The organism is Marinomonas sp. MED121, assembly GCF_000153025.1.
Classification (GTDB): Bacteria; Pseudomonadota; Gammaproteobacteria; order Pseudomonadales; family Marinomonadaceae; genus Marinomonas.
Window position 1 is genome coordinate 677825 of record NZ_CH672431.1, and the last position, 24071, is coordinate 701895.

Sequence of the window (24071 nt, forward strand, 5' to 3'; positions counted from 1 at the left end):
AAGAGACAGATTTATTATGCTAGATATTGCTGAAATAGACGCAGACTTTCACAAAAGTGATTATTTTGTTAACCGCAAAATTGGCCTTGTTGCCCTAAGAACAGACCATTTGATCGAAGATAGCTTACGTCAGATTTTAGGCCCATTTAATCTTGCTATGTTAACGAACCGTATTCGCTTTAATGATCCTGTGAATACAGAAAATCTTAAAGCAATGGCGCAAGACCTAGATAGAGTGGTGGGTGACATATTGCCAGGTAAAGCCTTAGACCTTGTGATTTTTGGCTGCTCTTCTGGGGCCGCCGCAATAGGAGAGGAAAAGTTAGCTGCAAAGATCAAAGCGATAAAACCCAGTGCTAAAGTCACTAACCCTGTGACTGCTGCCGTCGCTTCTTTCGCTGCTTTAGGGGTGAAAAAAATCTCTGTGATTACCCCATATTCTCGTGCTGTAAATGAAAGCATTGCTGACTTTTTTAGTAGTAAAGGTTATCAGGTGTTAAACATTGCTGGTTTTAATCAAGGTGATGATGCGGATATTACGCGGATAGACCCGCAGGCCATTGTTGCGGCAGCTAAACAGTATGCTCACCCAGAAGCAGAAGCATTGTTTTTGTCTTGTACCGCATTAAGAGCGACTGATGTGATTGAAGAAATTGAGCAGGCGCTAAATTTACCCGTAGTGTCTAGCAATCAAGCCTTGGCATGGCACGCTCTCAATTTGATGGCTGTGACGCAAGAGGTGCAAGGCTATGGTCGCTTATTTCAGTGTAAATTACCTTCAGGAAATATGGGTGAAGAGGCTTAAATCAATGAATCGAATAAGCCTCTTTATTTCAGGTTTACTTGGCAAAAAGTTCGTTTTCGATATCTCTAAAGGCTTTAAATTCGAGGGCATTACCCGAAGGGTCACAGAAGAACATAGTGCCTTGCTCTCCGATTTCGCCTTTAAATCTGACATAGGGCTCAATGAGAAAGGCATCAATAAAACCACTGACTTTATCGGCGAATTTTTCCCAGTCATCAAACTCCATCACCACGCCAAAGTGGGGCACAGGGACCCCATGACCATCAACATGGTTATGCATACTTTGTACTTTGCCGTCTTTGCCTATGTTGGGGTTAAGGTGCGTCACCACTTGATGACCAAACATATTAAAGTCGATCCATTGATCTGTACTACGGCCTTCTGCAAAACCCAGTTTAGTGCCGTAAAAGTCTCTGGCTTCGTCTATATCTCGAACGGGAACCGCAAGATGAAATGGGGTTAATTTCATGAATTTCTCCTATGCTGAATCTTGCCAGCGACCTTGTTGACCTCTGGTTTGTTTGTAAGACAGTGTGCTTGGTAAACAGTATGGGGGGAAATCTTATGAAAGTGAATTCCACTTTAGAAAATTGAAAATAGGTTGTAAAAACTTTGTATTAAAGCCGCCTTATATTAATAAAACTAAAAAAATAAAAATAATTAGAATAATAAACTATAAAATGTTTTATTTATGGTTTTATTGACTTAATAGTTGTTATGATTTTTGCGTGTAACGCGGGCAAAACGTTGGCGAATTGTTATTGTTTATGTCTTAATCAATTTTATGAGAGGTGAAATACTTGCCTGATCATAAATTATAATAACGGAGAAACAAGATGCTTAAAAAAACCTTGCTTACAACATCTATTGTATTTGGTGGCCTTTTATCTAGCGTAAATGCTGCACAATGGCACATGCCAACCCCTTATGGTGATGCAAACCTGCCAACAAAACTTGCTTATCAATTTGCTGAAGAAATTAAACAAAATACCGATGGTGACCTGAATATAACAGTTCACTCAGGTGCTTCTTTAGTGAAACACACAGAAATTCCACGTGCGGTAAAAACGGGTCAAGTGCAAATGGGGGAAATCTTCATTGGTATCATGGGCAATACCCACCCTGTGTTTAAACACGACAATATTCCTTTCTTAGCAACCAACTTTGATGATGCTGAAAAACTTTGGCAAGCCGCGAAACCTGAGATGGAAAAGCAGCTGAAAAAAGAAGGTATGAAACTCTTGTATACAGTGGCTTGGCCAGCACAAGGTCTTTATACCAAGAAAGCCATTAACAGCCTTTCTGATATAGAAGGTTCAAGAATGCGTGCTTATAGCCCATCAACCTCACGCCTTGCTGATTTGATGGATACCACGCCAACGACTATTCAGGTGCCTGAAATTCCTCAAGCGTTTAGTACCGGTATTATCGATGCCATGATCACGTCACCAACGACAGGTGTAAATGGTCAAGCATGGGATTATTTAAGTCATTACAACGATATCCAAGCTTGGATTCCAAAAAACATGGTTGTGGTCAATATGCGTTCTTTCAAACGTCTTGATAAAGATGTGCAAAAGATCATCATGGACGCTGCTGCAAAAGTTGAAAAGCAAGGCTGGGAACAGGTGCGTATTAATGCTAAGCAAGACACAGATAGCTTGGCTAAAAATGGCATTGCTGTATCAACACCAACCGCTGAATTGGCAAATGAATTCAATGCGATTGGTAAAATTATGACCCAAGAGTGGTTGGATGAATCTGGCTCCGAAATCAAAACTTTGTTAGAAAACTATCAACAGTAATTTAGTTTTATAGACCTCTTTGCCTTTTCCTCCCACGGGTAAAGGGGTCGTTTTTGAAGGTTTTGGTTATGCGTAAACTATTAAATAATACCTATCTAGTATCAGGTTATTTATCAGGCTTCAGTATTCTGATGATTACCCTCTTGATAGTTGCTCAAGTGATTGGTCGTTTATTCGGCTTTATTGTTCCCTCTGCTGAAGATTTTGCTGTTTATAGTTTGGCAGCAGCGACATTTTTTGGCTTGGCCTACACCTTTCACGAAGGTGGCCATATTCGCGTTAGCTTAGCGATAAAAGCCCTACCTCCTAAAATACGTCGCTTACAAGAGGGCGCAATTCTTATCTTTGGTACCTTGCTGTCTGCTTTTATGGCTTTTTATATGGTGCACCTAGCATGGGAATCCTATGTGTTTGAAGAAGTGTCTTACGGCTATATTCCGATTCCGCTTTGGATGCCGCAAGTGCCTGTTGCTATAGGCTCTATTATGTTCGCTATTGCGATCGCTGATGACTTGGTTTGCATGTTGTTGGGTAAAAAACCTAAGTATCTACAGCATGAAGAAGATGAGTTAAGTTTGGATAATGACTTAGGAGGTGAGGTCTAATGGATACGATTACTTTATCAATTACCCTTGCCGCTGCCATGTTGCTAATGCTGGCCTGTGGTATTTGGGTTGCTTTATCTCTTATTGGTGTGGGTGTGCTTGGATTGTTGCTATCTGGCAATGATCAAATTGGTCTGCTTTATGCGACATCAAGCTGGGGTGCTACAACATCTTGGTCATTAACGGCTTTGCCTTTGTTTATTTGGATGGGAGAAATCCTGTTTCGAACCCGATTATCAGAAGACTTATTTAAGGGCTTATCGCCTTTATTGAATGGCTTGCCAGGTAAGTTACTGCATGTGAACGTGCTTAGTTGCGGTATTTTTGCGGCGGTTTCTGGTTCTTCTGCGGCGACGGCGGCGACCATAGGGCGTATGACGCTACCTGAGCTTAAAGAGCGTGGTTACAGTGAACGCATGGCAATTGGTACCTTAGCGGGCTCTGGTACTCTAGGCTTGCTGATTCCGCCTTCAATTATCTTGATTGTATATGGTGTAGCAGCGGAAGTTTCCATCGGTCGTTTGTTTATTGCAGGGGCCTTACCTGGCCTTTTATTAGTGAGCTTGTTCATGGGTTATACCATGATTTGGGCCAAACTTAATCGTAATGAATTACCTGCTCATGATGGTACTAAGATTTCTTGGCCTGAAAAAATCATCGCTCTGCGTAAACTCTTACCTATCGTAGCGTTAATCGTCTTCGTATTGGGTTCGATTTATGGTGGTGTGACCACGCCTTCTGAGGCTGCCGCCTTGGGTGTTGTGGGTGCATTGTTTCTTGCTGTTTTGTCTAAGGCTTTGAACCGTAAGAGCTTTGTTGATAGTTTGCTTGGCGCAGTGAAAAGCTCTTGTATGATAGGTTTGATACTTGCTGGTGCTCACTTCTTAACTTTGGCAATGGGCTTTTTAGGTATACCTAAGTCATTGGCTTTGTGGATTTCTGCCATGACACTATCACCGACTGAGTTGTTAATTTACTTAACGATTTTGTTTGTGATTCTAGGTTGTTTCCTGGATGGTATTTCGGTGGTTGTATTAACGACTGCAGTTGTTTTGCCTATGGTTCAGCAAGCTGGCATTGATTTACTTTGGTTTGGTATTTATATCGTGCTGGTGGTAGAAATGTCCCAGATAACTCCCCCGGTGGGCTTTAATCTCTTTGTCATACAAGCTTTAACTGGGAAAAATATCTTATATGTAGCGCGAGCGTCATTACCCTTCTTCTTGTTAATTTTATTGGCTGTAGTTTTGATAACATGGTTTCCAGAAATCGTAACCTTCTTACCTACTAATATGAGCGGAAAATAAAGCATGCCTGATAAACGTATTGTCTCTTCTTCACATCTAGCCTCGGAAAAAGGGGCGTCGTTAAGTGAATATGAATTCGGACTGATTATTGCCAATAGTGCTTTTAATCGTTGGATGCAGCATTGTGCTAAAAGTGCAGGCGCGGTAGATCTAACACCGCTGGATATTTTAGTGGTACATCATGTGAATCATAGGGAAAGAGCAAAACGTTTAGCAGATATCTGCTTTGTACTGAATGTGGAAGATGCTCATACAGTGAATTATTCATTAAAGAAACTGTTGAAGCGTGACCTCGTTCAGGGGGAGAAAATAGGCAAGGAGATGTTTTATCGCACCAGTGAGCAAGGTCGCACTTTCTGTGAAACCTATCGAGATGTGCGAGAAGATTGCCTAACAGATTCACTGAAAAACTTTAACTTTTCGCCGGAGAAGTTATCGGAAATGGCGGAGCATTTACGTGCTCTGTCGAGTCTTTATGATCAAGCATCGAGGGCGGCAGCGTCTTTGTGAAATGGTTAGATAAGACTTTATTTAACAGATAAATAAAACTGGCTGTTATCTTGCTGCCAAATAAAGGTTGCCAGGCTTGCCTGTCAGCCTTTTTTTATTTCTTTTTGTTTTAGTTGACTAAACTGTCAGATATTAAAAGGTAGGTTTTTTTATCTTCTATAAAATATTTTTAAAGATGTTTAGTCTTTAAATATCTATTTTTATAGTGATATTCACTATTGAAAAAAACTTGTTTGACAGCGTGTCTTTCTTATAAGAATGTTGCCCTAAATCAACATTCGTTCATCACAATTTTAAGGTGTTTGTATGTCATTGAATGCACAATCCACCCCAGTACAAGTTCGCGATCAAATTCGATCGGGTCAGTGGGGGAAAAACACATCTGGGTTAGCCTCGGGCTATGTTCAAGGAAACATTGTTATTCTGCCAAAAGCATGGGCAGATGATTTCTTGAAATTTGCGACGTTAAATCCTAAGGCGTGTCCTATTGTGGGTATGTCGGAAAATCCAGGTGATTTTTTGCTGCCAAGTGTGGGTGAAAATGTTGATATTCGCAGCGATGTTTCAAGCTACAAAATTTTTCGTGATGGTCAGTTTAAACAAGAAGTCAGTGATATCTCAGATGTTTGGCAGGACGACCTTGTGACCTTTGTGTTGGGTTGCTCATTTTCATTTGAAGAACCTTTGATTGCCGACGGCCTTGAAGTGAGAAATATCACTGAAAATGTCAATGTACCTATGTACCGTACCAATATTGAATGTCAGTCTGCGGGACCTTTTTCTGGTACGACTGTGGTTAGCATGCGCCCTATGGTGCCTAAAGATGCTATTCGTGCGATTCAGATCTGTAGCCGTTTTCCTTCAGTACATGGCGCACCATTACATTTTGGCCAGCCTGAGATGATAGGCATTAAAGACATTAATACCCCTGATTTTGGTGATGCTGTCACTATCAAAGAAGGCGAAGTGCCTGTGTTCTGGGCTTGTGGTGTGACTCCACAAGTGGCATTAGAACAAGCTAAACCACCATTTTGCATTACCCATAGCCCGGGTTGCATGTTGGTAACTGATATTCGCAACAGCGCTTTGTCCATTCTTTAAGGAGACCATGATGAAATTAAACTGTGATTTAGGTGAAAGTTTTGGTTCTTGGAAAATGGGCTTTGATGAGCAGGCAATGCCATTTTTAGATCAGGCAAATATCGCCTGTGGTTTTCATGCTGGTGATCCTGTGTGGATGACAAAAACCTTAGCACTTGCTGTTGCAAATGATGTAGAGGTCGGAGCACACCCAGGCTATCCAGATCTAGTCGGTTTTGGCCGTCGTAGTATGAACTGCTCTCACGATGAGATTGTTGGTTTGATGCAATATCAAATGGCCGCTTTGGATGGCATGGCGCAAAGTCACGGATCTAAAATGACTTATGTAAAGCCCCACGGTGCTTTGTACAACGACATGATGAGCAAAGATTCAGTACGTGCTTCTATCATGCAAGCCGTCGCGAGTTTTTATAAACCTGTACGTTTAGTGCTGCAGGCAACACCTGAAAGTGCACAACACAGGGAAGAGGCCAAAGCGGCAGATATTGAGGTGAGCTTTGAGGCCTTTGCCGATCGATGTTATGACGATGATGGTCGTTTGTTATCCCGCGCAAAAGCAGGTGCTGTGCATAATCGTGAGCGTATGTTAGCTCAAGTGCAGCAATTAGTGAGCGAAGGTTGTGTTACCAGTGTGAGTGGTCATACCCTAAAACTAGACGTAGATACCCTGTGTGTTCATGGTGATAATGAGGAAGGCGTGCGAGCAATTGCGGCTATCCGGGAGTTGATCGCGTAATGAATACTCTAGTAACGCCACAGGCTTCAACGCAAATGTTGTCGCATTTGCGTTTAAAAGTGGCGGGTGAACAAGCCTTTATATTGTATTTTGCTGAACAAACAGATGCGCAGGTTGCTGCGCAAATTCAAGCGGCAACCCAAGCACTGTCTGGGCTTGTGGGTAATGTCTTGATTGATCTTGTGCCTTCCTATGCTTCGTTATTGGTTGTTTTTGATGATAATCAGCTTGAGTTTTATCAGGCTCGTAACCTGGTGTTAGAAAGCATTCGCCAAGCAGCAATGCAAGAAGAGGATGCCCAAGCACAAGCAGGGAATCAGATTATTTTACCTGTTTATTATGATGTGGAATCAGGCCCTGACTTGGAAGACTTAGCGCGAGCGAAAGACTTAACCACTGCGGAAATTATCGCGTTACATCATCAACAAGAATACCGTGTTTATGCCATAGGTTTTGCGCCTGGCTTTGCCTATCTTGGTGAGCTGGATGAACGTCTTGCTGCGCCAAGACTTGCAACGCCAAGAAAAGCAGTACCAAAAGGCGCCGTTGCGATTGCCGATCGACAAACCGCGGTTTACCCTTCTGTCTCCCCTGGTGGCTGGAATCTGATTGGTATGTGTCCTGTGCCTATGTTTGATGTAAATAAAACCCCCAGTATGCCCATGACAACCGGTGACAGAATTAAGTTCGAGCCGATTTCTAAAGCAGATTTTATTGCGATGGGGGGCGAGTTATGAGCCCATTTAATGTAATTAACCCTGGTGTGATGTCTTTGCTACAGGATACAGGACGATATGGGCAGCATAATATTGGCTTGACGGTTGGTGGTCCTATGGACCCTTTTGCTTTTCGTTGGGCTAATCGATTATGTCAAAATGAAGCAAATGCCACTGTCATTGAAGTCACGATAGGTGGTCTGCAACTAGAAGCCATGGCAGATACCTTTATTGCGGTGACAGGTGCGGTTGTCGATTTGAAAGTGAATAATCAAGATCAGGCAATGTGGCAAACCTTGAGCATAAAAGCAGGTGATAAAATTAAGTTAGGCTTTGCAAGCCAAGGTGCTCGTATTTATTTAGCTGTAGCGGGTGGGTTTGATGTAGAGCCACAATTTGGCAGTACGTCTACCGTCGTTCGCGAAGGTATTGGCGGCCTAACGGGAACGGAATCTTCAGGTAAAGGGTTAGCCAAAAAAGACACCTTATCAGTCCATCAAGCGAAGGCGATTAGCTTACTTGCTATGCCAAGACTCGCCATTCCAAATTATGACACTGAGTGCATATTACACACAGTATTAGGCTATCAAGAAGCCAGCTTTAGCCCTGTTGATAAAGCCTCTTTTTTTAGCAGTGAATATACTGTGAGTGAAAGAGCTGACCGAATGGGGTATCGCATGTTAGGGCCTCAAATACGTTCTAGTGCCACTAGCATGTTATCTGAGGGAATCTGTCATGGTGCCATTCAAGTACCGGCAGATGGTCAACCTATAGTGCTATTAAATGACAGGCAAACCATTGGCGGTTATCCCAAAATAGGCTCAGTGATGGCCCGTGATACTGCTAAGCTCGCCCAGTTAACGCAGGGTAAAAAGTTACGTTTTGAACCTATTTCGATTGAAGATGCCCATGGCATAAATCAGATTCAAAAGTATAAAGAGTCTAATATTCAACTACTTAAGCTGGACTAGCCGTGAGAAAATCAAGCCGAGAATTTGATTTGACTTCAGGTAGCCATGTCTTTGATTTAAAAGAGTTAGGAGACCGAACTATGGGGTCAATTGAAGAAACAAGCTATGCCTTAGAAACGCTGTTAGTTGAGCGTAACTTAAGGGGGATGGCTGAAGTTAAGCCAGCCCTGAAACCAGGTTATAGTCTAAGAGCGGCTTGTCTTTTAGCGGATGTCGCAACCACACAAGGCTGTATTTTTATTGGTACAGGTTTTCCTGTGACTGATACGTTTGAAACCGATGGCCCTGTGGGTGCGATTGCACTTTATGATGCTCTAGAAAAACTGGGTGCTAAACCTGTCATAGTGTGTGGCCCTCCTTTGTCTGATGCCATTGCAAAAGAGTATCGTGTTGAGCCCCTTACCCTAGGTACTTCACACGATAGATTAGCGGAAGCAAAAAACGCACTGGCCAAATGGCAACCACAACTTTTGTTGTCCATTGAACGACCTGGAATGGCTGCCGATGGTGGTTATTACAATATGCGTGGTGAAGATATCAGTGCCCGTACTGCCTGCTTTGATAGCTTTATGTTGGAGTGTGAATGCCCAACCATCGCAATTGGAGATGGGGGCAATGAAATCGGTATGGGAAATGTGACCGCGGCCTTAGAAAATTTAAATATAGTGCCAGCTTCAACCAAGTGTGATGAATTAGTCATCGCCGATGTTTCTAATTGGGGTGGTTATGGTCTGATTGCATTATTAGGCCAAATGGAAGAAAGGGACTTATTAGGGGAAATTCAACCTCTCAAAATTCTACAATATCTGTCTAATTTAGGCAGTGTGGATGGTGTAACCCGCTTGAATCAGTTAACGGAAGATGGACTTGATGCCAGTGCCGGTGATGAACTGATACTTAAGCTAAGACAAATGACTGGTTTTGCCTGAGCTCAATGGAGCTGATAGCAAAACAAGATTAGAGATTAAAGACAGAGATAATAGAGGATTCAAAATGAGCATTGTTTATCTTAATGGTCAGTTTATGCCAATCGAAGACGCGAAAATTTCGCCACTTGATCGCGGCTTTTTGTTTGGTGATGGTATTTATGAAGTGATCCCGTCTTATGATGGGAAAACCGTTGGTCTAGAGCCTCATATGCAGCGTATGTTTGATGGCATGGCAGCAATTGGTATTGAATCCAGCCTTACCCTGAATGATTGGAAAGAAATTATTGAAGGTGTGATGGCGAAAAATGGTGGTGGTAACCAAGGTATTTATCTACAGATAAGCCGTGGAGCAGATGTAAAGCGCTATCATGCTTTTCCAGAAGGTGTTACCCCAACTATTTTTGCTATGGCAAATCCCATTAAACCTGCTGCGGAAGCAAATGCTGCCACTGCAAAAGGTTTCTCTGTGGCGACGACTCAAGATTTACGCTGGCAGCGCTGCCAAATTAAATCGACGGCTTTGTTAGGTAATGTGCTGCATTTCCAACAAGGTTATGAAGGTGGCAATGATGAAATCTTACTTTATAACGAGCAAGGTAATCTAACGGAAGCGAGTTCTTCGAATGCCTTTATCGTGAAAGACGGTAAGGTAATTACACCGATTCAAGACAATCAAATTTTACCTGGTATTACCCGTAAAATTATCCTGTTAGTGCTTGAAAAAGACGGCTCTATTCCGGTTGAAGTGCGTGACATTTCAATGGAAGAAGTCCGCAATGCTGATGAGATTTGGGTAACAAGTTCATCAAAAGAACTTGCTCCTGTTACGCGTATTGATGGTGAAGCGGTAGGCAATGGTGAAGTGGGCCCAGTTTGGGAAGCGGCTTTTAAATTGTACACAGCGCACAAGTTCGAATACTAGTCTCCCTAAAGCTGGTATATCGAAAAACCGCAGCCAAGGCTGCGGTTTTTTTTGCTCAAGTCAGGCTCAAATTAAAGAGGGTTTCATAGGTTTAATAAACAACCTACGAGGTTTTAAATTGAGTGGCAATGGATTGAAGATCAACCGCTAACTCAGCAAGGTCATTACTGGTTTCAGCTATCGACATTGAGCTAATCGTCGACTCTTTGGCTGATTGCGCTATTTCTAACATGCTGGTATTTACTTCATCTGTGACTTGTTTTTGTTGGTCTGAGGCGCTTTCAATGCTCTGGTTCATTTGGGTGATTTTCTCAACAGAATCAATAATGCTAGAGAGCGCTCCTGTGACCTGAGAGGTTTCTGCCACACTGTTTTGGGTTTTATTATGGCTTTCATGGATTAAGGAGACGGCACCATGGGAAGCGTCTTGCAGGGATTGCGTCATTTCTTGAATTTCTTGGGTAGACTCTTGCGTTCTACCTGCCAAAGTTCGAACCTCATCGGCAACTACGGCAAACCCTCTGCCTTGTTCTCCAGCCCGAGCAGCCTCAATAGCCGCATTGAGTGCTAATAAATTTGTTTGATCTGCAATGTCACGAATGACGTCCAGTACTGAGCCAATACGATTAGAATCTACTTCGACCTTATCAATCGTTCCTGCTGTGTTTTCGACACTACTGGCCAGTGTTTTCATGGTGTTGCTCGCGTTATTGACTATGACTTTTCCATTGACACATTCCTGATTTACCTCATTTACGAGTAATGCCGCATTAGCAACATTTTCATGAGTTTGATAAATCATGGACTTCATGGATTGCATTTCTTGGCTTAAATGTTGAATTTTTAATTCTTGCTGTTGGCTACTAAGGTTGCTTTGTAATGCGGTTGAAGACATTTCCTCCGTTGCTGCCGATACATTACCTGCCGCCCCTGAGATTTTAATGATAATGCCTTGGAATTGTTCCATCATGGCGTTGAATGTTTTTGCCGCTGCACCAATTTCATCATTGGAACTAATTTGAATTCTCATGGTGAGATCATTGTCTTCTTTTGCTTTGGTGATGCTGGAAGAAAGCTGTTTAAGGGGTAATAAAATACTGCGGACTATCCAGCCCATTGCACTGAGTAATAGGGCGGAAATAATGAAAGCAATAATGCGAGTGGTGACAATGAGAGAATCAATACTGCCTATTTCTTTAGCTATGTTAGTTTCAAGTTGCTCGGTTAACTGCGCCATGGCGGTTTCTGTTGCATGGACTGACTTACGCATGGCACCACGAGCCCCTGTTTTTTCACTTAAGCCTTTTTCAATCAAGCTATTAGAAGCTTGTTCGAAAGTATTACCATAAATCTGCATGCTAGAACGAATAGATTGTTGTTGGGATAAAGTCAGTGAACTTTGCTCTAACACGTCATAAAACTGTTTGTAGTTTTGATTGAATCGAGTGAGGTATTTAACATCGCTTCGTAAGAGAAAATCTTTTTCATTTCGTCTTAATTGCAGTAATTGCGTTAATAGGGTATAGGAATTTGTGCTGGCAAGTGAGGCTTCAGCTTGATGGACGGCTTCTCGGAGTTTGCCATATAAGCCTTGTGTTGGAGAGAGTCCAATGCGTTCTTGTACGGCAACTAATTGGTTAAAAAGTTGTTGATATTGGCTAAAGGCTTGGGTTAATACGGCGATATCATTGGTTTGTATTTTGGCGTTATTAACTGCTTGGGTTAAGTCTTCAATATTTTGATTAGTGATGAGGAATTCATGATTAAACTTTTCAAGATAGGTTAGATCTTTACGAGAGAGAAAATCCTTTTCACTTCGTCTTAGCTCTAAAGTACTAATTTTCAATTGATCTAACTTAGTTTTGACCTGATTAAAGGTGCTAATTTTATTAATTTTATAGAAGTCTAATCCCAATAAAATTAAGACAGCGACAACAATCAGGATACAGATAAGAAGACACTTCTGCTTAATACTCATTTTACTCCCCTTCCTTGAGACAGTTAATCTATAAGCTTAGTTTAAATCTCCCAGAATGCTGATTATCTCGCTTTAACCTTGCTAAACGCGGGCTTTATATTTGGCGACTTTTTGCTTGAATCAGGCCACTTCTTGCTTGATTTATATGATGAAAACCTTTTGATGCTTGAATTCAGGCCGATAGTCTTTTTTTGTCAACTTGGTTTGATTTTTGCCTTAACGGATGACGAGAAGATATTGGTGAAAGCCATGCTGGAGATCTTTTCCTTCTCTAGATTTGCTCAATCTAAAGACATTTATTTATATGATTATTTAAAGGATAGGCGATTAAAAATGGAAAAATTTAGCGAGTACAAGGTAGTCCATATTGTTGAAGGCGGCTGTGGCACTATTATACTTGGGGCAAGTGGATTGCCTGTGCAAAAGATAGAATCAGAGTTCAATATGTATGCGCAAGATGGTTGGCAGGTTGTTTTTCAAGTGATTGAAAAGAAACGCTTTATGCTTTTCTGGAAGCGAGAAGCACTGGTTGTTACTCTAGGACGATAAGGTGCTAAAGTCTTTATCGTTACGTTTGATTCGCTACTATCAAGCAAATGGCGGGTCTAAAAAGCTGCTTAATATTGAGTGTAACTTTGAACCGAGTTGCTCTGAATATACCAAGCAATGCATTATTAAATATGGTGCATTAAAAGGGTGGAGATTAGGCCTTGCCAGAATTCGGCGCTGCAATCACCCTGATTTAGTTAACAAGATGCAAGATGAGATCCCTTAGTGAAAATGTTTGAGCCTATTGTTGAGATTGAAGAAAAAGAAACTCAGTTGATGCAGTTGGTGTCTGAGTTAAGTGCAGCTAATAAAAAGCTTTTTTATAAAACTCAGCTAGGTGCAATAAAGGATCCAGATACTTACGCTTCTCTGAATTGGTTCTTTCTTGGAGGCTTTCACCATATTTACTTAGGAAAATACGTGTTATTTATTATTGAGTTTATGTTACTCATGACGAGTATTGCTGGTTGGCTTTTGGGCTTTGATCAAGCGCTGTTTATCCTGCTTGCATTAGTCTTATATGAGTTACCTCAGCTATTCTTCTCACAAAAAATTGTGAGGCAATATAACTATCAAGTATCAAAAGACATTTATCAAAAATTTAAAAAATAGACCTTATAAAAGCCATGCCTGAAAGGTAAGTGTTTAAAGGAATCTTGAATGAAGCCCATCATAGGGCTGATAGAAAACGAGTTAGAAGACACTTCTAACTCGTTTTTTTAATTTAAGTCTATTGATATAGCCCATTCATGCCCAATGCAAATGGCGTGTTTTTAAGACCATACTTACTTTCAAGCTCAAGGATAAAACCACTTTTATGCCAATCTATAATGGTGCTATTCATAAACGCATGGAAGTTATCTTCTCCTAGCCTAACTGCTAGTCCCCAAGGGTTATCGTTGATCGTCGGCAGTGGCATTTCATAATCTTGTGACCATTGAGGATCATTAAGCTTGCCTGCAATGAAGGAGTCATCGTAAACAAAGGCATTACACTTTCCTTGCTTTAACGCCGCTAAAGACTCTTCAGAACTGCCGAAAGGCACTATGGTTGCGCCAAAAGTGGTTTCGGTCTCTTGGTTATAAAAAGCCCCTTTGATACCACAGACTTTTTGGCCATTTAAATCTCCCCAGCTGGTATATTGGCTCGACTTTTTAGCAATGATATTACTGCCAGAAGAGTAATAAGCTTGGTCAGCAATATACACAAGCTCGCGGCGTTCAGGTTTGTCACTCATGGTGGCAATCAATAAATCTACCTTGCCATCAATTAAAAATTGCATACGATTACTGCTCTGCGCTGGAACCAGTTCTAGGGATACCCCTAAGCGCTCGGCGACATTTTGTGCAAGGTCGATCTCCAACCCCACTATTTCACCTTGATCATTACGATAACCGTAGGGTTTGTAGTCAGCTTTTACCGCTACCACAAGCGTCCCTTTGGCTTTGATGTCTGCTAAGTCATCGGCATGGGTCACTGAGGAGAAGCCAATAAGGCTGATGAGAATGGAGCTTATGGTCGTTATTTTCTTCATGATATTTTCCTGCTTATTACTTATAAAAAGACGGACGATAAAAAGACGAGCAAAAAAGCGATAAAAATGAGATGTGTATAAAAGATTAAAAAAAGGGGGATCTAACGGTGGCTTTGTTAGATCTCCCAAAACTTGCTTGCATTGTGAAATGTATAACTGTGAAAAAGTTAGCTGATACGGCTTTCTTTGTTATAGATAGCAGTATCTAGCTCGCCTTCACTCTTACCAACAATGGCAGAGACCATCATGTCACCACAGACATTGACGCTAGTACGTGCCATATCTAGGATACGGTCGATACCTGCAACAATGGCTAGGCCTTCGATAGGTAAACCAACAGTGGTTAAAACAAGCGATAACATGATCAAACCAGCACCTGGTACACCCGCGGTACCGATAGAGGCTAAGGTTGATGTCATTATGATAAGTAGGTAATCAGAGGTCGTTAAATCAATACCGAATGCTTGGGCAATGAAGAGGGCACATACACCTTGATAAAGGGCAGTACCATCCATATTGATGGTTGCGCCAAGTGGCAGAACAAAACTCGAAATGCCTTTAGACACACCAAGCTCTTCACGAGCAGCCTTGATAGTTGCTGGCAAGGTACCTGAGCTACTTGTTGTGGTAAAAGCAACGGCCGCAGGGTTAAGCACCCCTTTTAAGTAACGTACTGGGCTTAGGCCACCGATAGTAGTGATGATGCCTGAGTACACGACCACAACATGCAAAATACAGCCAATGTAAACCAGTGCAACTAGCTTGATTAGAGGCAATAAAATCTCAAGACCATATTTACCTGCAACCCATGCCATAAGACCGAATACACCGTATGGCGCTAGTTTCATAACCATTTCGGTAAGCTTGTACATAGCTTCCGCTAGGCTATCGAATACGGCAATCGCTGGCTTAGCTTTCTCGCCCACTAATGTCAGAGCAATACCTAAACCAATCGCAAAAGCGATAATCTGCAATATGTTGCCAGACGCTAACGCATTAATTGGGTTTTTAGGAATGATGTTAAGTAAGGTTTGCACTAATGGCGGTGCATCTTTACCTGTCGCAGCACCCGCTTCAACAGCCATATTAAGGCCTGCACCAGGCATGAAGACGGCGGCTAGTGTTAAACCTATGGTAATAGCAACGGCTGTTGTACCTAGGTAAAGGGCAACAGACTTCATACCAATACGGCCCATTTTGCGCGTGTCTTCTAATGAAGTCACACCAACAACCAATGAACAGAAGATTAATGGCACAATCAACATTTTGATGGCATTAATGAAGAGGGTACCTATGGGTTTAAGTACTTCGGCGTTAGGGCCTAAGATAGCGCCAGCGATTACGCCTAGCACCATACCGATAAGAATTTTATGCCATAGGGCTAGACCTGGCTTAGCCGGGCTTTGTGCTTGAGATATAGACATGTGATTACCTTTTTATAATTAGATTTACGCCTTTTAATAGGCTCGGTCTTATTTAAGTTATTGTTATATTTGGTTTTGAGAGGCTTGTGCTTCCCTATGTTTAGGCTTAACCATGTTCTGTGGTTGTAAGCAGGTTTTAAGCTCTTTTTCATCCATGAGATTTTCTTCTAACACCAGCTCTAGCACGCTGCGACCAGTGGCTAGTGCTTGCTTAGCAACTCGGGTTGCCGTTTCGTAGCCCAGAGTTGGTGCAATGGCCGTGATAATGCCAATGCTGTTATTCACCAGTTCTTGGCATCTTTCTTCATTCGCTGTAATACCTTGGATACATAGCGTTTCTAGCATGCCCATGGATTTCGTTAGCAGGCGAATAGACTCAAGCACCTTGTAGGCAATTAAGGGCTCCATAGCATTAAGTTGAAGCTGGCCAGCTTCTGCGGCGAAGGTAATGGCAAGGTCATTGCCGATAACTTGGTAGGCCACCTGATTCATGGCTTCTGGAATAACGGGGTTTATTTTGCCAGGCATAATAGAGCTGCCAGGCTGAGCGGCGGGGAGCTGAATTTCGGCAAGACCGCAACGAGGACCCATGCTCAATAAACGTAGGTCGTTGGAGATCTTAGAAAGCTTCACTGCAAGGCGCTTTAACATGCTAGAAAAAAGGACAAAGGCGCCCATGTCTGAGCTTGCTTCGATTAGATCTGTGGCAAGAATAAAATCAATGCCTGTTAGTTTGGCCAGTTCTTTTACCGCTAGAGGGGCATAATCTGAGTTCGTATTAATACCAGTACCGATTGCGGTACCACCAAGATTCACCTCTTTCAAAAGCTGTGAAAGATCAGCAATGCGTTGAATATCTTCATTTAGTGTACTGGAAAAAGACTGAAACTCTTGCCCTAAGGTCATAGGCACAGCGTCTTGTAGCTGAGTACGGCCCATCTTAATGATGTCGTTAAACTCTAGTGCTTTATTGCTAAAGGTATCGCGTAAAGACGTAAGTGCTTCAACGAGCTGACTATGCAATAAAATAATGGAGAGACGAACGGCGGTGGGATAAACATCATTGGTGGACTGGGATTGATTGATGTCATTATTTGGATGAAGATGAGTATAGTTTCCCTTCTCCTTACCCATGAGCTCAAGGCCAATGTTAGCGATCACTTCATTGGCGTTCATATTGGTAGAAGTACCAGCCCCACCCTGAATCATGTCGACCACAAAGTCTTCATGGTGATGACCTTGTATAATTTTATTGGCGGCTGCTTCTATCGTTTGAGCTTTTTTATCTGAAAGTAGTCCAAGCTGATTATTGGTATTAGCGCAGGCCAGTTTTACATAGGCCAATGCATTCACGAGTTCAGGAAAATGATTAATGGGAATACCTGATAAATCAAAGTTCTCACAGGCACGGCGAGTTTGAATGCCGTAGTAAGCGCTGTTAGGGACTTCAAGTTCGCCTAATAAATCTTTCTCTTTACGCATTGATTGCGTTGTCTCTGGTGTTTGCATCTTGTTCTCATTGATAGCATGACTATTTGCGATCAAACCAAGGGTTTCTTTGTTTGATTAGTGAACTAGATTGCAATTCGAGGGCCAATTTTTAAACTGCTTTAACTTATTGAAAATAAAGAGGAAAAAATAATCTAAGAAAATGAAGGGGTATAACTGGAGGAATAAGTTTTTAGGGAATATTTTAAAAATTTATATTTTTCAATGGGTTAGAGGCTTTTCCTAGGTTATAGAAATAACCTAGGTTATAGGGGGTTAATAAGGCGCTAATCAGCGGTATTATTTGCCTTTTTAATGCGTTTGCTTAGTGCGGGTTGCGAAATACCTATTAAACGAGAGGCAATGGATTGATTGCCTTTTGCTCTTTGCATCGCTTCATCAATTAATAAGTCTCCAACCTCGGTAAGAGAAGGCAAGCTTTGCTCTGGATTAAAACTGATACAAGTTTGTTCTTCTGTATCATCTGACCATGCTTGCGATAAATCCTTAGGGCTGATGAGTTCTTTAAAAGAGTCCATCGATAACATCTTGCTGCGATGTAACCCCATAGCTTTAAAAGCCAGCGCTCTTAATTCACGTACATTGCCAGGAAAGGCATAATTAGATAATAAAACAGGCAGCTCTTTTGGAATTGCTGGTTTGGTTTTATTGAGTTCGGTTGCTGCTTCTTCTAAAAAAAGGTCCAATAAAATCGCAATATCCCCATGGCGTTGGCGCAAAGGTGGAATGCTGACTTGGTGGGTTTGCAAACGATAGTAGAGGTCTTTCCTAAATTCACCTGCTTCTTGTTTTTGCGTTAAATCCTGATGCGTTGCAACGACAACTCGTGCATTGAGGCGTTTAGGGTGGTCGCTACCTAATGGATAGTATTCACCTTCTTGTAATAGGCGCAGTAACTTCACCTGAGACATCAGGCTTAGATCTCCTATTTCGTCTAAAAATAAAGTGCCGCCATTAGCTTGCTCTATCATGCCCGCTCGGGCTTTTTCTGCACCTGAGAAAGCCCCGCGACTATGTCCAAACAAGGTGTCAGAGAACATGTTGTCGTCTAACCCTGCAACGTTAACACTGATGATAGGGCCAGACTTATTGCTTAGTTTGTGAATAGCTTGGGCGATAAGCTCTTTACCTACACCACTTTCACCATTGATCATGATAGGTTGATTACTGGCTGCAATGGCTTCTAAGTATTGGAAAATAGAGCGCATATTCTTATCTTGAGTCAAGATAGTCTCGAAGACTTCTGGGTGTTCTAAGGTGTCATTAAAAAATCGAGAACGTAGGCTATGATTCTCAAAGCGCATTTCTATGGTTCGAATGGTGCGCTTGATACCTTCAATCAAATGATTCTCGTCAGTGGTTTTAACAAAATAATCTAACGCACCTAATCGAATGCATTGCATTGCGATTTCAATTTGGTTCATGCCGCTAATGATAATGACGCTGACATTGGGATGAGACTCTAATATTTGCTCTAATAATGACATTCCCATTACGTTGGGCATATTTAAATCTAGCAGTACAAGTTCGATTGGGTGCTGCTCTAGCATGCTAAGCACCTTGCGACTGTCATTACACTGGTAAAGGTGATTAATGCCACCGCGACGTTTAAGTGTCATGGATAAGCTACGTAAGAAGGAGTCCTCATCATCGACCAATAAAATGCCAAAGTTTGGGTAAATATTATTACTCATGCATGTGCCTTCTGATTAAATATTGGAAGCGTTAAGCTCACCTTAGTACCTTTATTTAGTTCGGACTTGAAGCTAAGTTTCCCCCCATGTTCGCTGACAATATTGGACGATATTGAAAGCCCCAGTCCTGTTCCGCCTTGATCTCTTTTAGTCGTGAAAAATGGATCTTCAAGTCGTTTTAAGTTTTCAATGGCGATACCGCAGCCCTGATCTTTAATCTCCAACACCAATTGGCCTTTTGTGCTATCCATGAAGGTGCGGATTTCAATGCTTTTATCTTTGGATGTTAATGATTGAGCGGCATTAAGAATGAGATTAATGATGACCTGTTCAATGCGCTGGGCGCTGCCTAAAAAGCTGGGAAGATTGTCTTCATATTGAATACTGATGTTATCGCTATAGTTGCGTACGGTTTGTTCAATTAAACGGTAGGAGGTTGAAACCAACTGATTAATATCCACATGTTCTGTGAGCTCGATATTTTCTTGGCGGCCAAAATCCCGTAAATCATTTACGATTCGGCTGATACGCTGGCTACCACTCATCATGTCATTAAGCATCTTAGGTAACTCATCGCGAATGATGGAATATTCAATACCGGCCAGATAAAACTCGCCTTGGCTTTGGTAGTAGTCTTCTAAGATCTCCTCTAAATCCCGGTGTACTTCTTGAATGGTTGGGAGGTTGAGTAGCATTAAGCTACAGGGGTTATTAATTTCATGGGCAACACCAGATACTAATACCCCTAAAGAGGCCATTTTATCGGCTTGGATTAATTGCTGTTGCTGAAGTTCTACCCTTTGAGTGCGTTTAGATACTTCTCTAGAGAGCATACGGTTCCAGATTAGCGAGCCCCCTAAAAACAACAATAAAAGAGAAGAAACAATGAGGGTAAATTGGCCAATTAATTTCCAATCTGGCCCTTGGTTACTTAAGGGTCCTAGCCATTTATCATAGATTTCTTGCTGGCGTCCGGTATTTTTTAAAATGGCCATGCCTTCACTAAATTTGGCGATCAAGTTTTCATTTTTTTGCAAGGCAGCATAGCCATACCTTTGGGTTCCGTAGGGTTGAGTAATCGATCTTAAATTAGAAAGTGCTAGCTCCTTACCTAAATAAAGGCCTGGCAAATTGGCTACCAAGGCATAATCATTCGCGCCAGAAGCGACTAAACGCAAGGCATCTGCGTGGGTCTCAACCAGCACGAGATTGGCATTGACCTTATTCTCAACGAGGTAGTCATGCATAATACCTTGGTCTTGCACTACCAAGTCTTGGCCATTAAAGAGGTTAAGATTACTGATCAGGGGCAGGCCTTGGCGAGTAAAAATAGATTGGGTGATTAGGGCGTGAGAGGGGGAGAATGACAAGGTCTTTGCGCGCATATCGGAATATACCATCCCCTGGAGAATATCTATCTCTTGGCGGTCTAGTTGCTGGCGAACACTGCTCCAGCTATCAAAGACAAACTCCACTTTCATCCCCATTACTTCAGCAATCGCCAACGTCAGCTCAGTGTTATAGCCATCGGGTTCTCCCTGACTATTGAGGAACTCATAGGGAGGGTAATCAAGGTCGCCACCGATACGAATGATGTCTTGATTGGCAAAGGCTGTACTTGAAAAAAGGCTTAAAAAAACCAAAAAGTAAACTTTTTGAAGCGCTTTATTAAGCAAGTTTTTTGTTCGTATTAGAGTCGATTTTGGTAAAAGTGTTAGCATTTTTTTTCAACAAACGTTGCGGAAAGAGCTGTCATTAGAGTCATGATAGTAAGGGAATGTGAGTTATTTAAGCTAGCGCTTATTTTCTTTTTTACTGATGTTTAAGACTTTTAGGTATGGGTATAAATAATGACAAATACGTGCAGTGTTTCTGATCTAGGTGATTTCTTTAAAATAGCGAGACAATTCGTTTTTAATTTCTGACGCGGCACCTTTTGGGCTAGGGCCATGCCATGACCAAACATCAGTGTTGAAATAAAAGGTTTTATAAATCAGGCTATTAGGTTTTTCTTTTTTGAATTTTGTTAAACATAACACTGTGATGATAGGATTGTTTTTATGCCAGAGAAGTGCTGCTTGTGAATCATAAAGTTGCCACTCTTTAATAATTTCAAACTGTTTTTTAAGCTCTTCTAATTGCCCTTGATAATCTAACATTTTTTCATCAAATTCTGTTTCTACAATACTTGAATTGATGTCATTTTTTTCAATGTTCTCTGGTTCTTCACCTTGGGGTGTCTGTGTTTCAGTCTTGGTGTCAACGTGCTCCACATCCGTTACGACTGAATGAGTTTGCTCTTTTTTGGCGTTTGTAGGAGGTGCTAGAGGCTTATCTGTATTTTTTTTGAAGTTTTGCCTTTGAATAAAATAGAAAGCAAAAACCAAAAATAGGAAGAAGAGGAATATCCACATGGTGAAAGCCCTGCCATAGATAACAAAGTACCTACAGAGTATAGACTGACATTGGAGAACAGGGAACAGGGGTTCTAGTTCAAGTTAATGAAGAGGCAGAATAAGCTTGGCTTCTAAACCACCTTCTGGACGATTAATTAAATGCACTTCCCCCCCATGGGCGCGAGCAATATTACGGGCGATACTTAAGCCAAGACCCATACCGCTTGGGTGATTGGCATGTTTAATCGTAAGGCGGGTATAGGGCTGAAATACCTTCTCCATTTTTTCGCTTGGAATACCGGGTCCTTCGTCCAAAATACGGATAGTGACTAACTCATCATCATTATCGAGCTCAACTTTAACCCTGTCACCATAGTACAAACCGTTATCAATTAAGTTGGTCAGGCAGCGTTTAATGGCCAAAGGCTTGCCAACATAGGCTTGATTCAGTTCGCCGCTTAGCTGCATGTCTCTTTGGGCTAAATGAGCACTGTTTTGCAAATCTTTGAGCATTTTTAAAATGTTAATCTCAACGCGATTTTCATGAATATCTGTTTCTTTTACGCTTTGCAGTGCACCTTTTACCAGCATATCCAGATCTTCTAAATCGCGCACCATGGCTTCACGAGTATCTTCTTCGTCCACCATTTCTGCTCTTAGGCGTAAGCGTGTAATAGGGGTTTTAAGATCGTGAGAAATAGAAGCAAAAAGACGTTCTCTATCATCTAGGTAGCGCTGAATGCGAGTTTGCATGGCATTAAAGGCATGCGCTGTATTGCGTATCTCTTCACTGCCCACCTCTTCTACCGGTTGGTAATCTCCTTGGCCAAAGGATTCTGCGGCTCGTGCAAGCTTAGCTAAAGGTTTAGTGACACGACGAATAATTAAAAAACTCAATAACAAAACCGTCATGATGGAAATGGCGAGAGAGAAGAGTTTATCGTTGGAAATTGGCGAACTGTCATCTAAGAAATAAGGGTCAGGCATCAAGGTGGCTAAATAAAGCCAGTCTTTTTCATTGATCGGGATTTGTATGACTAAAATAGGGGGGGTTAGGGGCTTAACCAATAAACTGTGATGGCCCCAGCGCTCAGGTAAATCGGATAAACGTGTGTGGTTATTAATGACATGTAAATCATCTGGGCTTGAAAAGGCAATTTTAGGATTAGTGATGCCTAATTGTTTTGCCAAGGTATTACGGAATTCTTCAATCACAATATTTTGTAGGGGAGACTCTTCTAACTCATTGATTAAGATCTCTTCGTTATTGACGGTTACAAAGAATCGTGTGCCTCCCATTTCTTGTAATTGGTCGATCACAATATGACGATAATTTTGCGGTAATGATGAAAAGTAGCTAATCGTTGAGGCGACTCGAAACGCCATGGGTTGTGCCACTTCTCTGACATTTTGTTCTGCATCCGCGGCTAATTGTTTGAGCCAAATGGTGGAACTGAATAACTGAGCTGCTGTGACACCCAAGGCCAGAATAATCAAAATTTGGCCTGTTAAAGAATGATGCAAGCGTCGAATACGGTGAAGTCCATGCTTCACCTTATTTTTAAACGGAGTGTTATTGCGCAACTGAGTTTGCATCTTGGCAATCTACATCGACAGTGAGGATGTAACCTTCACCGCGAATGGTTTTAATTAATTGAGGATGTCTTGCATCTTCATTTAAGCGCTGTCGCAAACGGCTAATGTGCACATCGATAAACCTATCTAAGGGCGCGCTATCTCTGCCACGGGTATTTTCAGCAATATACTCACGGCTTAATACTGTGCCAGGGTTATTTAAAAATAACATAAGCAGATTATAGTCAGCACCAGAAAGAGCGCACTTGGTGCCATCTTGATGACTAAGTTCACGCGAGAGGGCATCTAGACAAAAGTCAGCAAAGCTAAAGCGACGTTGTAAAGATGGGCTGTGTTTTTGATGAGTCTCTTGTGATTCCTGCTGACCCTCTGTGCTCACTTCTTGGCTAAGAGCAATCTGTTCAATTCGGCGAAAAATGGCTTTCATTCTGGCCAATAGCTCTCTTGGGTTAAAAGGTTTGGCTAGATAATCATCCGCGCCAATTTCTAAACCAATGATGCGATCCATTTCGTCTGAGTTTGCGGTGAGCATGATAACAGGTACAAGGGATTTCATGCGCAGAGAGCGGCATACTGAGAAGCCGTCTTCACCGGGGAGCATGATATCTAAAATGATCAGGTCAGCGGCCGAATCCTGTTCAAAGTCTGCTAAAAAGGACTCGCCTGAATCGGCAGTACGAACATTAAATTGATGTTTTTCTAAATATGTTTTCAATAAATTGCGAATTTCTGCATCGTCATCGACGACAAATACCGTTTTAGATCGAGTCATACATCTCTTCTATTTATATTGATGTTCGTCTGCTTTAAAGGAGTTGCGGCATAGTGAGAGTTTAACAAGAATTGAGTGGATAACCAATTTAGCTGTTTTTAGTGAAAACTATTAAATAAATTAGATTGATTTAAATGTATTTAGCTTACATACTTTGTTTATTCGATTAAATAATGAACAAAATTTAGTCAGTATTAAGTTGTTAAACCTAA

At 41.7% G+C, this 24071-nt stretch carries 24 protein-coding genes; 14 read left to right on the forward strand and 10 right to left on the reverse strand.

Annotation, left to right across the window (positions count from 1 at the left end):
- Positions 1-16: 16 nt before the first annotated feature.
- A complete protein-coding gene (locus tag MED121_RS14665) occupies positions 17-805 on the forward strand; it encodes an aspartate/glutamate racemase family protein (protein ID WP_009834509.1) in 789 nt (262 codons plus the stop codon).
- A gap of 34 nt (positions 806-839) precedes the next feature.
- Here the strand turns inward: MED121_RS14665 and MED121_RS14670 are convergent, their stop codons facing one another.
- Positions 840-1274: a VOC family protein gene (locus tag MED121_RS14670; protein WP_009834510.1), complete on the reverse strand. Its 435-nt coding sequence runs from the start codon at positions 1272-1274 to the stop codon at positions 840-842.
- A 367-nt stretch (positions 1275-1641) separates the two neighbouring features.
- On the opposite strand from MED121_RS14670, the gene MED121_RS14675 reads away from it, so the two are divergent.
- From MED121_RS14675 to MED121_RS14720, 10 genes are all read left to right on the forward strand, one after another.
- A complete protein-coding gene (locus MED121_RS14675) occupies positions 1642-2610 on the forward strand; it encodes a TRAP transporter substrate-binding protein (protein WP_009834511.1) in 969 nt (322 codons plus the stop codon).
- Positions 2611-2678: 68 nt separating this feature from the next.
- Positions 2679-3215 carry a TRAP transporter small permease gene (locus MED121_RS14680; protein WP_009834512.1) on the forward strand — a complete coding sequence of 179 codons (537 nt, stop codon included), beginning with the start codon at positions 2679-2681 and terminating at the stop codon, positions 3213-3215.
- Positions 3215-4522, forward strand: a complete 1308-nt coding sequence (locus tag MED121_RS14685; RefSeq protein WP_009834513.1) for a TRAP transporter large permease subunit — start codon at positions 3215-3217, stop codon at positions 4520-4522. The genes MED121_RS14680 and MED121_RS14685 overlap by 1 nt, the downstream gene beginning before the upstream one ends.
- A 3-nt stretch (positions 4523-4525) precedes the next feature.
- Entirely contained in the window at positions 4526-5032 is a 507-nt protein-coding gene (locus MED121_RS14690; protein ID WP_009834514.1) for a winged helix DNA-binding protein, read from the forward strand.
- A 312-nt stretch (positions 5033-5344) separates the two neighbouring features.
- On the forward strand, positions 5345-6133 hold the full coding sequence (locus MED121_RS14695) for a putative hydro-lyase (protein WP_207382825.1): 789 nt from the start codon (positions 5345-5347) through the stop codon (positions 6131-6133).
- 7 nt (positions 6134-6140) lie between these two features.
- Positions 6141-6869 (forward strand): 5-oxoprolinase subunit PxpA, encoded by a 729-nt coding sequence (locus tag MED121_RS14700; protein ID WP_009834516.1) that lies wholly within the window; start codon positions 6141-6143, stop codon positions 6867-6869.
- Entirely contained in the window at positions 6869-7606 is a 738-nt protein-coding gene (gene pxpB, locus MED121_RS14705) for a 5-oxoprolinase subunit PxpB (RefSeq protein WP_009834517.1), read from the forward strand. Before MED121_RS14700 ends, pxpB begins: the two co-directional genes overlap by 1 nt.
- Positions 7603-8556: a biotin-dependent carboxyltransferase family protein gene (locus tag MED121_RS14710; RefSeq protein WP_009834518.1), complete on the forward strand. Its 954-nt coding sequence runs from the start codon at positions 7603-7605 to the stop codon at positions 8554-8556. The genes pxpB and MED121_RS14710 overlap by 4 nt, the downstream gene beginning before the upstream one ends.
- A 2-nt stretch (positions 8557-8558) precedes the next feature.
- Positions 8559-9485, forward strand: coding sequence for a glutamate cyclase domain-containing protein (locus MED121_RS14715; RefSeq protein WP_009834519.1), 927 nt, complete (start codon positions 8559-8561; stop codon positions 9483-9485).
- A gap of 64 nt (positions 9486-9549) precedes the next feature.
- Positions 9550-10407 (forward strand): D-amino acid aminotransferase, encoded by an 858-nt coding sequence (locus MED121_RS14720; protein WP_036180558.1) that lies wholly within the window; start codon positions 9550-9552, stop codon positions 10405-10407.
- Between the two features lie 103 nt (positions 10408-10510).
- On the opposite strand, the gene MED121_RS14725 is transcribed toward MED121_RS14720, so the two are convergent.
- Complete coding sequence (locus MED121_RS14725) at positions 10511-12385, reverse strand: methyl-accepting chemotaxis protein (RefSeq protein ID WP_009834521.1); 1875 nt, start codon at positions 12383-12385, stop codon at positions 10511-10513.
- Positions 12386-12496: 111 nt separating this feature from the next.
- On the opposite strand from MED121_RS14725, the gene MED121_RS14730 reads away from it, so the two are divergent.
- Genes MED121_RS14730 through MED121_RS14740 form a run of 3 tightly spaced genes read left to right on the forward strand, consistent with a single transcriptional unit; the run spans position 12497 to position 13546 of the window.
- Positions 12497-12934, forward strand: a complete 438-nt coding sequence (locus MED121_RS14730; protein WP_242603210.1) for a DUF4177 domain-containing protein — start codon at positions 12497-12499, stop codon at positions 12932-12934.
- Between the two features lies 1 nt (position 12935).
- Positions 12936-13160, forward strand: coding sequence for a membrane protein insertion efficiency factor YidD (yidD, locus tag MED121_RS14735; protein WP_009834523.1), 225 nt, complete (start codon positions 12936-12938; stop codon positions 13158-13160).
- Entirely contained in the window at positions 13160-13546 is a 387-nt protein-coding gene (locus MED121_RS14740) for a hypothetical protein (protein ID WP_036180560.1), read from the forward strand. Before yidD ends, MED121_RS14740 begins: the two co-directional genes overlap by 1 nt.
- A gap of 118 nt (positions 13547-13664) precedes the next feature.
- On the opposite strand, the gene MED121_RS14745 is transcribed toward MED121_RS14740, so the two are convergent.
- The 8 genes from MED121_RS14745 to MED121_RS14780 all read right to left on the reverse strand — a co-directional run bounded on the left by MED121_RS14745 (position 13665) and on the right by MED121_RS14780 (position 23859).
- The gene (locus tag MED121_RS14745) at positions 13665-14468 is read right to left on the reverse strand and encodes a transporter substrate-binding domain-containing protein (RefSeq protein WP_009834525.1); all 804 of its coding nucleotides are present in this window, start codon (positions 14466-14468) and stop codon (positions 13665-13667) included.
- 167 nt (positions 14469-14635) lie between these two features.
- Positions 14636-15892 carry a dicarboxylate/amino acid:cation symporter gene (locus tag MED121_RS14750; RefSeq protein WP_009834526.1) on the reverse strand — a complete coding sequence of 419 codons (1257 nt, stop codon included), beginning with the start codon at positions 15890-15892 and terminating at the stop codon, positions 14636-14638.
- Between the two features lie 63 nt (positions 15893-15955).
- Positions 15956-17401, reverse strand: coding sequence for an aspartate ammonia-lyase (locus tag MED121_RS14755; protein WP_009834527.1), 1446 nt, complete (start codon positions 17399-17401; stop codon positions 15956-15958).
- Positions 17402-17667: 266 nt separating this feature from the next.
- Positions 17668-19095 (reverse strand): sigma-54 dependent transcriptional regulator, encoded by a 1428-nt coding sequence (locus tag MED121_RS14760; protein ID WP_009834528.1) that lies wholly within the window; start codon positions 19093-19095, stop codon positions 17668-17670.
- Positions 19092-20816: a transporter substrate-binding domain-containing protein gene (locus MED121_RS14765; protein ID WP_009834529.1), complete on the reverse strand. Its 1725-nt coding sequence runs from the start codon at positions 20814-20816 to the stop codon at positions 19092-19094. Before MED121_RS14765 ends, MED121_RS14760 begins: the two co-directional genes overlap by 4 nt.
- Before the next feature lie 156 nt (positions 20817-20972).
- Positions 20973-21509, reverse strand: a complete 537-nt coding sequence (locus MED121_RS14770; RefSeq protein WP_036180563.1) for a hypothetical protein — start codon at positions 21507-21509, stop codon at positions 20973-20975.
- A gap of 84 nt (positions 21510-21593) precedes the next feature.
- Positions 21594-23087, reverse strand: a complete 1494-nt coding sequence (locus MED121_RS14775) for an ATP-binding protein (protein ID WP_009834531.1) — start codon at positions 23085-23087, stop codon at positions 21594-21596.
- Entirely contained in the window at positions 23065-23859 is a 795-nt protein-coding gene (locus tag MED121_RS14780; RefSeq protein WP_009834532.1) for a response regulator transcription factor, read from the reverse strand. The genes MED121_RS14775 and MED121_RS14780 overlap by 23 nt, the downstream gene beginning before the upstream one ends.
- Positions 23860-24071 lie beyond the last annotated feature (212 nt).